The 13,123-nt window shown below is 72.2% G+C and carries 10 protein-coding genes; 9 read left to right on the forward strand and 1 reads right to left on the reverse strand.

The genetic code is table 11. The features are described from left to right. Positions 1–14 precede the first annotated feature (14 nt). Entirely contained in the window at positions 15–1,868 is a 1,854-nt protein-coding gene (locus tag ACFY0O_RS33305) for a glycoside hydrolase family 15 protein (protein WP_358895101.1), read from the reverse strand. Positions 1,869–2,295: 427 nt separating this feature from the next. Between ACFY0O_RS33305 and ACFY0O_RS33310 the strand changes: the two genes are divergently transcribed. The 9 genes from ACFY0O_RS33310 to ACFY0O_RS33350 all read left to right on the forward strand — a co-directional run bounded on the left by ACFY0O_RS33310 (position 2,296) and on the right by ACFY0O_RS33350 (position 13,103). After that, complete coding sequence (locus ACFY0O_RS33310) at positions 2,296–3,930, forward strand: CTP synthase (protein ID WP_358895100.1); 1,635 nt, start codon at positions 2,296–2,298, stop codon at positions 3,928–3,930. A gap of 73 nt (positions 3,931–4,003) precedes the next feature. After that, complete coding sequence (locus ACFY0O_RS33315; protein ID WP_388953789.1) at positions 4,004–4,651, forward strand: NUDIX domain-containing protein; 648 nt, start codon at positions 4,004–4,006, stop codon at positions 4,649–4,651. A 106-nt stretch (positions 4,652–4,757) separates the two neighbouring features. Then, the gene (locus ACFY0O_RS33320; protein ID WP_388953791.1) at positions 4,758–6,809 is read left to right on the forward strand and encodes a tetratricopeptide repeat protein; all 2,052 of its coding nucleotides are present in this window, start codon (positions 4,758–4,760) and stop codon (positions 6,807–6,809) included. A 152-nt stretch (positions 6,810–6,961) separates the two neighbouring features. Beyond that, entirely contained in the window at positions 6,962–8,077 is a 1,116-nt protein-coding gene (ald, locus tag ACFY0O_RS33325; RefSeq protein ID WP_358895098.1) for an alanine dehydrogenase, read from the forward strand. Positions 8,078–8,526: 449 nt separating this feature from the next. After that, complete coding sequence (locus ACFY0O_RS33330) at positions 8,527–9,564, forward strand: ParA family protein (RefSeq protein WP_237292736.1); 1,038 nt, start codon at positions 8,527–8,529, stop codon at positions 9,562–9,564. Further along, positions 9,549–10,040 carry a hypothetical protein gene (locus tag ACFY0O_RS33335; RefSeq protein WP_388953794.1) on the forward strand — a complete coding sequence of 164 codons (492 nt, stop codon included), beginning with the start codon at positions 9,549–9,551 and terminating at the stop codon, positions 10,038–10,040. Before ACFY0O_RS33330 ends, ACFY0O_RS33335 begins: the two co-directional genes overlap by 16 nt. Before the next feature lie 191 nt (positions 10,041–10,231). Next, positions 10,232–11,191, forward strand: a complete 960-nt coding sequence (locus ACFY0O_RS33340) for a segregation and condensation protein A (RefSeq protein WP_388953796.1) — start codon at positions 10,232–10,234, stop codon at positions 11,189–11,191. Further along, entirely contained in the window at positions 11,191–11,814 is a 624-nt protein-coding gene (gene scpB, locus ACFY0O_RS33345; RefSeq protein WP_388953798.1) for an SMC-Scp complex subunit ScpB, read from the forward strand. The genes ACFY0O_RS33340 and scpB overlap by 1 nt, the downstream gene beginning before the upstream one ends. Then, positions 11,814–13,103 (forward strand): pseudouridine synthase, encoded by a 1,290-nt coding sequence (locus ACFY0O_RS33350; RefSeq protein WP_388953800.1) that lies wholly within the window; start codon positions 11,814–11,816, stop codon positions 13,101–13,103. Before scpB ends, ACFY0O_RS33350 begins: the two co-directional genes overlap by 1 nt. The last annotated feature ends 20 nt before the right edge of the window (positions 13,104–13,123 follow it).

Raw genomic sequence — 13,123 nt, forward strand, 5'->3', positions numbered from 1 at the left:
GCCGTCGCGCGACGTCAGCCCCCGTACGCCCCGCTCGCCGTCAGCCGCAGCGCGGTGTCGATCAGCGGAACGTGGCTGAAGGCCTGCGGGAAGTTCCCGACCTGGCGCTGGAGCTTGGGGTCCCACTCCTCCGCCAGCAGCCCCAGGTCGTTGCGGAGCGACAGGAGCTTCTCGAAGAGGCGGCGGGCCTCGTCGACCCGGCCGATCATCGCGAGGTCGTCGGCCATCCAGAAGGAACAGGCCAGGAAGGCGCCCTCGTCCCCCTCCAGGCCGTCCACGCCGGCCTCCTCGCCCGCCGTCGGGTAGCGCAGGATGAACCCGTCCGGGGTGGACAGCTCGCGCTGGATCGCCTCGATGGTGCCGATGACCCGCTTGTCGTCCGGCGGCAGGAAGCCCATCTGCGGGATCAGCAGCAGCGAGGCGTCCAGCTCCTGCGAGCCGTAGGACTGGGTGAAGGTGTTGCGCTCCGGGTCGTAGCCCTTCTCGCACACGTCCGCGTGGATCTCGTCGCGCAGCGCCCGCCAGCGGTCCAGCGGGCCGTCCGCGTCCCCGCTCTCGATCAGCTTGATCGTGCGGTCCACGGCCACCCACGCCATCACCTTCGAGTGCACGAAGTGCCGGCGCGGGCCGCGCACCTCCCAGATGCCCTCGTCCGGCTCGTTCCAGTGGATCTCCAGGTAGCGGATCAGCTTGAGCTGGAGCACCGAGGCGTAGTCGTTGCGGGCCAGGCCGGTCATGTGGCCCAGGTGCAGGGCCTCGGTGACCTCGCCGTACACGTCGAGCTGGAGCTGGTGGGCGGCGCCGTTGCCGACGCGCACGGGGGCCGAGTTCTCGTAGCCGGGCAGCCAGTCGAGCTCCGTCTCGCCGAGCTCCCGCTCGCCCGCGATCCCGTACATGATCTGGAGGTTCTCCGGGTCCCCGGCGACCGCGCGCAGCAGCCAGTCCCGCCAGGCGGCGGCCTCGCCCCGGTAGCCGGTGCGCAGGAGGGAGGAGAGGGTGATGGCGGCGTCGCGCAGCCACGTGTAGCGGTAGTCCCAGTTGCGGACCCCGCCGATCTCCTCCGGCAGGGAGGTGGTCGGCGCGGCGACGATCCCGCCCGTGGGGGCGTACGTCAGGGCCTTGAGGGTGATCAGGGAGCGGATCACCGCCTCCCGGTAGGGCCCGTGGTACGTGCACAGGTCGACCCACTCGCGCCAGAACTCGCTCGTGGCCTCCAGCGCCGCCTCGGCCTCGGGGGCCTGCGGGGCCCCCAGGTGGGAGGGCTGCCAGCTGATGGCGAAGGCCACCCGGTCGCCGGGGGCGACGGTGAAGTCCGAGTAGGTCGTCAGGTCCTTGCCGTAGGTGTCGGCGTCGGCGTCGAGCCACACGGAGTCGGGGCCCGCGACGGCCACCGTCCGGCCCTCCACCTTGTGCACCCAGGGCACGACCCGCCCGTAGCTGAAGCGCATCCGCAGCGCCGAACGCATCGGGACGCGGCCGCTGACCCCCTCGACGATGCGGATGAGCTGCGGCGCGTGCCCCTCGCGGGGTGGCATGAAGTCGATGACGCGGACGGTCCCGCGCGGGGTGTCCCACTCCGACTCCAGCACCAGCGAGTCGCCCCGGTAGCGGCGGCGGGTCGCCTTGGGCGGCTCCGTCCCCGGCGGGAACGACGGGCCGATCCGCCAGAACCCGTGTTCATCGGTGCCCAGAAGGCTCGCGAAGACGGCATGGGAGTCGAAGCGGGGCAGGCAGAGCCAGTCCACCGCCCCGTCCCGGCAGACCAGCGCCGCGGTCTGCATGTCCCCGATCAGTGCGTAATCCTCGATGCGCCCGGACACGTTGCTCTCCAGTCGAACGGCCACGTCCGCCCCGAAGGGCGCTTGCATTGCGCTGTCGCGCGGTCTCCTGTGCGCAGGGATCCCCGCGTCGAGTCCTACATTGCCGGAACCGGCGTTGTTACGCCGTTCGCCGGACTGCTCGGCGGCGATGTGCAGCGGTATCCGAGCAAGGTATGAGCGCACCCTAGTGATCTCCTTAAGTATTGGGACAATGTCACTCGGCCGAACGGGTGACCTGGGGGAACGTTGCCGCCGGGCGGCGCCGCGGGGCCGCGGGCCGGGCCGCCGCGCAGCGCGCCCGGAGGCGGACCGTCCCGGGCGCTGATAGGCTGGTACCCCGTGGACCGGTGGTCTGCCTGTGCGAATCAGGAACCCCGAAACCGCAGCTTCGGCGCCCCCGGAAACGGGAGAAGTCGCCGGACGCACCTCACCTCGCGACCACGGGAGCCCCCTCTTGGCGATGCCGCCCAAATCCATGACGACCAAGCACATCTTCGTCACCGGGGGTGTCGCTTCGTCCCTCGGCAAGGGCCTGACGGCCTCCAGCCTGGGTGCGCTGCTCAAGGCGCGCGGCCTGCGGGTCACGATGCAGAAGCTCGACCCGTACCTCAACGTCGACCCCGGCACGATGAACCCGTTCCAGCACGGTGAGGTGTTCGTCACCAACGACGGCGCCGAGACCGACCTGGACATCGGCCACTACGAGCGCTTCCTCGACGTCGACCTCGACGGCTCGGCCAACGTCACCACCGGCCAGGTCTACTCCCAGGTCATCGCCAAGGAGCGGCGCGGCGAGTACCTCGGCGACACCGTGCAGGTCATCCCGCACATCACCAACGAGATCAAGCACCGCATCCGCCGCATGGCCACCGACGACGTCGACGTGGTCATCACGGAGGTCGGCGGCACGGTCGGCGACATCGAGTCGCTGCCGTTCCTGGAGACCGTCCGCCAGGTCCGCCACGAGGTCGGCCGCGACAACGTCTTCGTCGTGCACATCTCGCTGCTGCCCTACATCGGCCCCTCCGGCGAGCTGAAGACCAAGCCGACCCAGCACTCCGTCGCCGCGCTGCGCAACATCGGCATCCAGCCCGACGCGATCGTGCTGCGCGCCGACCGTGACGTCCCCACCTCCATCAAGCGCAAGATCTCGCTGATGTGCGACGTGGACGAGGCGGCCGTGGTCGCGGCGATCGACGCCAAGTCGATCTACGACATCCCGAAGGTGCTGCACACCGAGGGCCTCGACGCCTACGTCGTGCGCAAGCTCGACCTGCCCTTCCGCGACGTCGACTGGACGGTGTGGGAGGACCTGCTGGACCGGGTCCACAACCCCGACCACGAGGTCAAGGTCGCGCTCGTCGGCAAGTACATCGACCTGCCGGACGCCTACCTGTCGGTGACCGAGGCGCTGCGCGCCGGCGGCTTCGCCAACCGGGCCCGCGTCCAGATCAAGTGGGTCACCTCCGACGACTGCAAGACCCCGGCCGGCGCCGCCGCGCAGCTGTCCGACGTGGACGCGATCTGCGTGCCCGGCGGCTTCGGCGACCGCGGTGTGAACGGCAAGGTCGGCGCGATCACCTACGCCCGCGAGAACAAGATCCCGCTGCTCGGCCTGTGCCTGGGCCTGCAGTGCGTGGTCATCGAGGCCGCGCGCAACCTGGCGGGCATCGAGGAGGCGAACTCCACCGAGTTCGAGCCCTCCACCCCGCACCCGGTCATCTCGACCATGGAGGAGCAGCTGGCCTTCGTCGAGGGCGCCGGCGACCTGGGCGGAACGATGCGCCTGGGCATGTACCCGGCCAAGCTGGCCGAGGGCTCCATCGTGCGCGAGGTCTACGGCGACCAGGCGTACGTGGACGAGCGCCACCGCCACCGCTACGAGGTCAACAACGCATACCGCGGCGAGCTGGAGAAGAAGGCCGGCCTGGTCTTCTCCGGCACCTCCCCGGACAACAAGCTCGTCGAGTACGTCGAGTACCCGCGCGAGGTGCACCCCTACCTGGTGGCCACCCAGGCCCACCCGGAGCTCCGCTCCCGCCCGACCCGCCCGCACCCGCTCTTCGCGGGCCTGGTCAAGGCCGCGGTGGAGCGCCAGCAGCAGGGCTGACGCTCGGTAACGTAGGCAGCCGGGGTACGGATCTTCCGTACCCCGGCTGTCGCGCGTTGTGGAGGACATCGGCATGGGCATCGGCATCGGGACCGGCATCAAGGACACCGCGGAGAGCTGGGAGACGGTGTCGTCCAGGCGGCCCTTCCAGGGCGCCAAGACGGCGGTGGACTCCGACGAGGTGCGGATGCCCGACGGTTCGGTGGCCCGCCGGGACTACCAGGCGCACCCCGGCTCGGTGTGCGTCCTCGCCCTGGACGGGGAGGGGCGGGTGCTGGTGCTCAGCCAGTACCGCCACCCGGTGCGGCGCCGGCTGTGGGAGCTGCCGGCCGGGCTGCTCGACGTCCCCGGGGAGAACCCGCTGCGGGCGGCGCAGCGGGAGCTGGCCGAGGAGGCGCACGTCAAGGCGGCCCAGTGGCGGGTGCTCGCCGACTTCTTCCCCTCCCCGGGCGGCTCCGACGAGGCCGTCCGTATCTTCCTGGCCCGCGAGGTGGCCGAGGCGGACGGGGAGCGGTACGCCGAGACCGACTCCGAGGAGGCCGACATGCAGCTGGCCTGGGTGGAGCGCGAGGAGCTGGTACGGGGCGTCCTCGCCGGTGAGTTCGGCAACGCGGCCCTGGTCACGGGCGTCCTCGCCCTGACCGCGGCCCTCGCGGGCGACGGCCTGGACGCCCTCCGCCCGGCCGACGCCCCCTGGCCGGCCCGCCCGTACGAGGCATAGCCGCTGCTGGGAGGCGCGCCCGCCCGCCGCCCCGGCCGCGGTGTTCCGCTCCACAGCCGGGGGACATCCGAAAATAGGGGTATCCGCTGATCCGATCGGGCGATCTATGGGCCACGCTCCACACGGCCCGTCGCTCTGCGTGAACTACGCTCAGCAACCCGAAGGCAGGGAGAGGAGCGGATCCGTGGCGGATTTCGTCGGGCGGCGGCGTGAGCTGAAGGAGCTGCGCGAGGACATCGCGCGGACCGGGCTCGACACCCTCTCCGGCCGCAAGGCCAAGTCGCCCCGCGCGCGGGTGCTGCTCGTCGCCGGACGCCCCGGCTCCGGCCGGACCGCCCTCGCCGAGGCCTTCGTGCGCGAGGTGGCCGACGACTACCCCGACGGCCTGGTCCGCGTCCGGCTCACCGCCCCCGGCGGCGAGACCCTGGAGACCGAGCGGGCCGTCCGCACCCTGCTGGAGGGCCTGGGGGAGCGCACCCCGCCCGGCGCCGGCGAGGACGACCTCAGCGCCGCCCTGCGCGAGACCCTCAGGAACCGGCGGGCGATCCTGCTGCTCGACGACGCCGCCGACCCCCACCAGGTCGACGCACTGCTCCCCGACACCCCCGAGTGCCTGGTCGTCGTCACCGCCGAGGGCCCCCTCACCGGCATCCCGGACGTGCGCCCCTGCACCCTCGGCGGCCTGGACACCGGCTCCGCCGTCGCCCTGCTCGGCCGGATCATCGGGGACACCCGGATCACCGTCGACCCGACCGCCGCCGAGGACCTCGCCGAGGAGTGCGGGGCCCTGCCCGCCGTGCTGACCCTGGCGGGCGGCTGGCTCGCCACCCACCCCAAGGCCGCCGTCGCCGACCTCGCCAAGCAGCTCCACGAGATGCCCCCGGGCACCTCCGGCCCGCTCGGCCGCGCGTTCCGGATCGTCTACGAGTCCCTCCCGCAGCCCGCCCAGCGCACCGTGCGCCTGCTGCCGCTCGCCCCCGCCGGGATCCTCGACTCGCACACCGCCTCCGCCCTCGCGGGCTGCTCCGTGGCCGCGGCCCAGTCCACCCTGGAGGACTTCGCCCGGCTGGGCCTCGTCCGGCACGACCGCGACGGCCTCTTCCGGCTCCCCGGCTGCCTGGCGCCCCTCCTGCGGTCCCTGCTGGAGTCCAAGGAGCGGCCCGCCGAGGTGCAGCTGGCCCGGGCCCGGATGCTGGAACGGACCGTGCGCCTGCTGACCTCCTGCCAGGCCGTGGCCGAGCTGCCCGAGGAGGAGGCCGCCGAGGCGCGGGCGGCCCTGGACGGGCTCCCGCGCGCCCTCCGCTTCCCCGACCGGCGGGCCGCCGCCACCTGGCTGGACACCCGGCTGCCCGCGCTGACCGCCGCCGCGACCCTGGCCGTGGCCGACGGCGGCCTGGACACCCTGGCCCGCCGACTGGTCTCCGCGCTGGTCCGGGCCCTGGCCGCGCACCGGGGCACCGAGGCCGCCGCCCCCGAGCTGTACGGGCTGCACCGGCTGGTCCTCGGCGTGGCCGAACGCCGCCACCTGCACCGGGAGCAGGCCGCGGCCCTGCTGAACCTGGCCGACCTGGACGCCGCGACCGGCCGCACCACCGAGGCCCTGGAGCGCTATCGGGCCGCGCTGGCCGCCGGAAAGGCGGCGAAAGACCCGTACGCGACGGGCCGCGCGATGGAATCCGTAGGCGGCGCGTACCAGGAGCTGGGGGACTGGCCGCGGGCCTCCGACTGGTTCGGCCGAGCCCTGGCCCACGCCCTCGCCCGCGGCGAGCGCTCCGACGAGGCCCGGCTGTACGGGCGGCTCGGCAACGTGCACACCTACGCGGGCCGCTACGGGGAGGCGCTGCGCAGCTGGCGCGCGGCCGCCGCGGGCTACCGCCGGCTGGCCGATGTCCCGGGGCAGGCAAAGGCGTTGAGCGAGATGGCGCGCATTCAGGAGTACGCCGGACGGCCCGAGGAATCGCTGCACACCTGCCGCGAGGCGATCGAGCTCGCGCGCCGCGGCGGGGACGTGCGGCTGCAGGCCGCGCTGCAGGTCCGGCTGGCCGACACGCTGGACCGGCTCGGCGACCCGGCGGCGGCCCGACTGCACCGGTCGGCGGCCGACAGATTGCTGGGAGACGACCCCGCAGCCTGCGAAATCCGCAGTGTCTCGGACTGAAATTATTGGTTTGCAAGGCTAGACAGCGACTCATCCTTCATTAGACTGGCTTCACCACGACATCCAGTGGTGCATCCCGTTGCGCGTTCTTGTGGGCGGGTATGTATGGAAGTGCCCGGTAACATCCCCTGAGTCAAGGACCGTGATCGACGATGAAGGTCGGCATCCCCCGCGAGGTCAAGAACAACGAGTTCCGGGTCGCCATCACGCCCGCCGGTGTGCATGAGCTGGTCCGCAACGGCCACCAGGTCTTCATCGAGCAGAACGCCGGTGTCGGCTCCTCGATCACGGACGCCGAGTACGTCTCCGCCGGAGCCGAGATCCTCGGCACCGCGGACGAGGTCTGGGCGACCGCTGACCTGCTGCTGAAGGTCAAGGAGCCGATCGCGGAGGAGTACCACCGCCTCCGCAAGGACCAGACCCTCTTCACCTACCTGCACCTGGCGGCCTCCCGCGAGTGCACCGACGCCCTGCTGGCGTCCGGCACCACCGCCATCGCGTACGAGACGGTCGAGCTCGCCAACCGCGCGCTGCCGCTCCTCGCCCCGATGTCCGAGGTCGCGGGCCGTCTGGCCCCGCAGGTCGGCGCCTACCACCTGATGCGCTCGGCCGGCGGCCGCGGCGTCCTCCCGGGCGGTGTCCCCGGCACCCACGCCGGCGAGTGCGTGGTCATCGGCGGCGGCGTCTCCGGCTGGAACGCGGCGCAGATCGCCATCGGCATGGGCTTCCACGTGACCCTGCTCGACAAGGACATCAACAAGCTCCGCGAGGCCGACAAGATCTTCGGCACGAAGATCAAGACGATCGTCTCCAACGCCTACGAGCTGGAGAAGGCCGTCGTCGAGGCCGACCTCGTCATCGGCGCCGTACTGATCCCGGGTGCGAAGGCCCCGAAGCTGGTCACCAACGAGCTCGTCGCCAAGATGAAGCCCGGAAGTGTCCTTGTCGACATTGCCATCGACCAGGGCGGCTGCTTCGAGGACTCCCGTCCGACCACCCACGCCGAGCCGACCTTCCAGGTCCACAACTCGGTCTTCTACTGCGTCGCCAACATGCCGGGCGCGGTGCCGAACACCTCCACCTACGCGCTGACCAACGCCACGCTGCCCTACATCGTGCAGCTCGCGAACCTCGGCTGGGTCGAGGCGCTCCGTCGTGACCCGGCGCTCGGCCTGGGCCTCAACACCCATGACGGCAAGGTCGTTTACGGCCCCGTCGCCGAGGCCCACAACCTCGAGTCCGTCGAGCTCAGCGCGCTCCTCGGCTGAACCGTCAACGACTGACGTCAATCTCACGTCTCCGGCCGGACCTTGCCCGCAAGGTCCGGCCGGACGCGTTTGCGGACCGGCCGCCCAGGCCGTTCAACTCGCCTCGAACGTAACCCTTTAACCCTTTCGCGCACCCGTGAAACTTCACAGCGGCGGCGCGCACGCCCTTGACAGAGTGGTGTTCGGTTACCGACACATCGTGCCGGGTCCGGCGGATTGTGTTGCCGCTGGGCGGTGACACGCCATAGAGTCGCCAACCGTCGGCATGGTGCAACGCTGACCTATCGATAAGTGTCCTGGTCACGTCCGAGGAGGTAAGACGACTTGTGAATGAGTCGACATTTGCTCCTGGGGGTGGTCGAGCAGGGACGCCCGAGGGGACCCAGAGTTCCGCCGGGCTCGAAGCTGTCGGCTCCGTCGCGGTCCGCACCTTCGCAAACCACCAGCACATGACGACGCCCCAAAAGAGCATGGACGGCCTAGACGTGAACTCCACGGCCGGCGACCACAGCGGCGATGCGCCCATTGGTTTCGCCGACTACGACCAGGTGCCCGAGGGGCACTTCTACGACCCCGACGCGGAGTACGAGCCCGACCCCGAGTACGCGGCCACCCTCGCGCCCGACGCTGCCCGCCAGCGCCGCGAGCGCATCGGCCCGACCGGGCGTCCGCTGCCGTACTTCCCGATCCCGGGCCCGCTGACCGACCACGGTCCGGCGAAGATCATCGCGATGTGCAACCAGAAGGGCGGCGTCGGCAAGACCACGTCGACCATCAACCTGGGCGCCGCGCTCGCCGAGTACGGGCGCCGCGTGCTGCTCGTCGACTTCGACCCGCAGGGCGCGCTGTCCGTGGGCCTCGGCGTGAACCCGATGGAACTCGACCTGACGGTCTACAACCTGCTCATGGAGCGGGGCATGTCGGCCGACGAGGTGCTGCTCAAGACGGCGGTCCCCAACATGGACCTGCTGCCGAGCAACATCGACCTGTCCGCCGCCGAAGTGCAGTTGGTCAGCGAGGTCGCGCGCGAGTCGACGCTCCAGCGGGCGCTCAAGCCGCTGATGAACGACTACGACTACATCGTGATCGACTGTCAGCCCTCGCTGGGCCTGCTGACGGTGAACGCCCTGACGGCGGCTCACAAGGTCATCGTCCCGCTGGAATGCGAGTTCTTCGCCCTGCGCGGCGTGGCGCTGCTGACCGAGACCATCGAGAAGGTCCAGGAGCGGCTCAACCCGGAGCTGGAGCTCGACGGCATCCTCGCCACCATGTACGACTCCCGCACGGTGCACAGCCGCGAGGTGCTGGCGCGCGTCGTCGAGGCCTTCGACGACCACGTCTACCACACGGTCATCGGCCGGACGGTGCGCTTCCCGGAGACCACGGTCGCCGGCGAGCCGATCACCACGTACGCCTCCAACTCCGTCGGCGCCGCCGCCTACCGCCAGCTGGCCAGGGAGGTGCTCGCCCGGTGTCCCGCCGAGTGAGTCTGCCCGGAGCCGACGAACTGTTCCGCACGACCGGGGGGATGGCCCTCCAGTCGTCCTCGCCGAGGCGGGGCGCCGAGGAGGCGTCGCCGGCGGCGGGCGGCGGTACGGAGCACGCGGTGGCCGCCGCACCGGCGGAGGGAACGGCGAGGACCACCGGGGACGGCCCGGGGGTGGGTGCGCAGCGCAGGCCGCAGGAAGGTTCTGCCGGCGCCGGACCCCGGCAGGGCAAGGGCCAGGGCCGGGGCGCGAACCGCCGGCCGAGCGGGCGCGAGCGGCACGACGAGAAGATCACGGTCTACGTCTCCGCCGAGGAGCTCATGGACCTGGAGCACGCCCGGCTGGTGCTCCGCGGGGAGCACGGGCTCGCGGTCGACCGGGGCCGGATCGTCCGCGAGGCGGTCGCGGTCGTCCTGGCGGACCTGGAGTCGCGCGGCGACGCCAGCATCCTGGTCCGCCGCCTGCGTGGCCGCTAGCCGCTGCCGGCCGTCCGGTCCCGCCGGCGTTCGAGGCGCTGGGGGCACCCCCAGCGGTAGCTGGGGGAGGTCTGGGGGCGGAGCCCCCGGGAGGCGCCGCGCAGCGGCGCCGTCCCCGGGCCACGGTGGGCCGGAAACGCCCGGCCAGGGCCTAGGCTGGGCCGTTCGACCCCGCACCACCCTGGATCCGCATGCCCCCCAACCACCCCGCCCGCCGGCCCCTGGGGCGCGGCCCCGGCACCCCGCAGGAACCCGCTGAGGCGCCCGCTGCGGCCCCGGCGGCCCCGGGCGGCATCGACGCGGCCCCGGCGGCCTCCGAGGCCGCTGACGCCTCCTCCCAGCCCCCCGCCGGAGGCGACGGCCGGTTCACCCTGCGGCTCGACAACTTCGAGGGCCCCTTCGACCTGCTGCTCCAGCTGATCTCCCGGCACAAGCTCGACGTCACCGAGGTCGCCCTCTCCAAGGTCACCGACGAGTTCATGGCGCACATCCGCGCCATGGGCCCCGACGGGGACCTCGACCAGACCACCGAGTTCCTCGTGGTCGCCGCCACCCTCCTCGACCTCAAGGCCGCCCGGCTGCTGCCCGCCGCCGAGGTGGAGGACGAGGCCGACCTCGCGCTGCTGGAGGCCCGGGACCTGCTGTTCGCCCGGCTGCTCCAGTACCGGGCCTACAAGCGGATCGCCGAGATCTTCGAGCACCGCGCCGCCGACGAGGGCCGCCGCTTCCCCCGGACCGTCGGCCTGGAGCCGCACCACGCCGAGCTGCTGCCCGAGGTGGTCCTGGGCATCGGTGCCGACGGGCTCGCCCGCCTCGCGGTCAAGGCCATGCAGCCCCGGGCGAAGCCAGAGGTCTACGTCGACCACATCCACGCCCCGCTGGTCAGCGTCCGCGAGCAGGCGGGTCTCGTCGTACGCCTGCTCAAGGCGCGCGGCGAGGCGACCTTCCGGGAGCTGACCGAGGACGCCCCGGACACCCTCACCGTCGTGGCCCGCTTCCTGGCGCTCCTGGAGCTCTACCGGGAGAAGGCCGTCGCCCTCGACCAGGAGGAGGCCCTGCTCACCCTGACCGTCCGCTGGTGCGGCGGGGACGGCGACGGCATGCCGACGGTGACCGACGAGTTCGACCGAGTCGTGGAGGTACGGGACTGATGGAGCTCGTGGAGCCCAGGGAGCTCAAGGGGGCGCTGGAGGCCGTCCTGATGGTGGTGGACGAGCCCGCGACCGCCGAGCACCTCGCCAAGGTGCTCGGACGCACCCCCCGTGAGGTCGCCGACACCCTCGCCGCCCTCGCCGACGAGTACACCGTCCAGCGCCGGGGCTTCGAGCTGCGGCAGGTCGCCGGGGGCTGGCGGTTCTACACCCGGCCCGAGTACGCCGAGGCCGTCGAGGCCTTCGTCCTGGACGGCCAGCAGGCCCGCCTCACCCAGGCGGCCCTGGAGACCCTCGCGGTCGTCGCGTACCGCCAGCCGGTCAGCCGTTCGCGGGTCTCGGCGGTCCGCGGGGTGAACTGCGACGGGGTCATGAGGACCCTGCTCCAGCGGGGTCTGGTGGCCGAGGCGGGCACGGAACCCGAAACAGGTGCGATCCTGTACAGGACGACGAACTACTTTCTGGAGCGGATGGGCCTGCGCGGCCTGGACGAGCTCCCGGAGCTCGCGCCCTTCCTCCCCGAGGCGGACGCGATCGAAGCCGAGACGCAAGAAGGTGTGCCGTCGTTCGATCCGGACGCACCGGACACTGACGTAGACGACGACAAGACGACGGACATTTGATGCGAAGCAGCGGCAACGGCAACGGTGGCAACAGGAACAGCGGCGGCGGTGGCGGCGGTGGGCGCGGTGGCGCCCGCGGCGGCGGCTCCTCCGGCGGCGGTGGCTACCGCGGCGGCAGCGGCGGCAGCGGCGGTGGCTACCGTGGCGGCTCCGGCGGCGGCTCGGGCAGCGGCGGCGGCTACCGTGGCGGCGGCTCGGGCAGCGGCGGCGGCTACCGCGGCTCCTCCTCCGGCGGCGGCCAGGGCGGCCCGCGCGACCGTGACCGCGACCAGGCGCCCCAGCGCCCCCGCAACCCGCGCCCCGAGGAGCGCCGCTACGACGTGGGCCCCGAGGGCGAGCGCAGCAGCGGCGGCGCCCGCGGCGCGGCGGCGCGCGGTGGCGCCAAGGGCGGTCCCCGGACCTCCAAGACCCCCGGCATCGGTGGCGCCGGCGGCCCGCGCCGCGGTCCGGGCAGCCGCAGCGGGCAGTCCCGCCCCCGCGAGCTGGACGCGCGGATCGAGGAGCGGGTGCGCGACCGGTACGCCGACAAGCCGGTGATCAAGACCCCGAAGACCTTCCCCGGCGCCGAGCTGGAGGGCGAGCGGCTGCAGAAGGTGCTGGCCCGGGCCGGCATGGGCTCGCGCCGCGCGTGCGAGGAGCTCATCGAGCAGGCCCGTGTCGAGGTCAACGGCGAGATCGTCACCGAGCAGGGCAAGCGCGTCCAGCCGAAGGACGAGATCAAGGTGGACGGCCTGACCGTCGCCACCCAGTCGTACCTGTTCTTCGCGCTGAACAAGCCGGCCGGCGTCGTCTCCACCATGGAGGACCCGGACGGCCGCCAGTGCCTGGGCGACTACGTCACCAACCGCGAGACCCGCCTGTTCCACGTCGGCCGGCTCGACACCGAGACCGAGGGCATCATCCTCCTCACCAACCACGGTGAGCTGGCCCACCGCCTCACGCACCCCAAGTACGGCGTGCAGAAGACCTACGTCGCCGCGATCACCGGCTCCCTGCCGCGCGACATCGGCAAGCGGCTCAAGGACGGCATCGAGCTGGAGGACGGGTACGCCCGTGCCGACAACTTCCGCGTCGTCGACCAGGTCGGCAAGAACTACCTGGTCGAGGTGACCCTCCACGAGGGCCGCAAGCACATCGTCCGCCGCATGCTGTCCGAGGCCGGCTTCCCGGTCGACAAGCTCGTCCGGACGGCCTTCGGCCCGATCGAGCTCGGCGACCAGAAGTCCGGCTGGCTGCGCCGCCTGACCAACACCGAGGTCGGCATGCTCATGCGCGAGGTCGGCCTCTAGCCGTCCCCGACACCCCCGTA

Origin of the sequence: Streptomyces sp. NPDC001594 (assembly GCF_042893675.1) — a bacterium.
Taxonomy (GTDB): domain Bacteria; phylum Actinomycetota; class Actinomycetes; order Streptomycetales; family Streptomycetaceae; genus Streptomyces.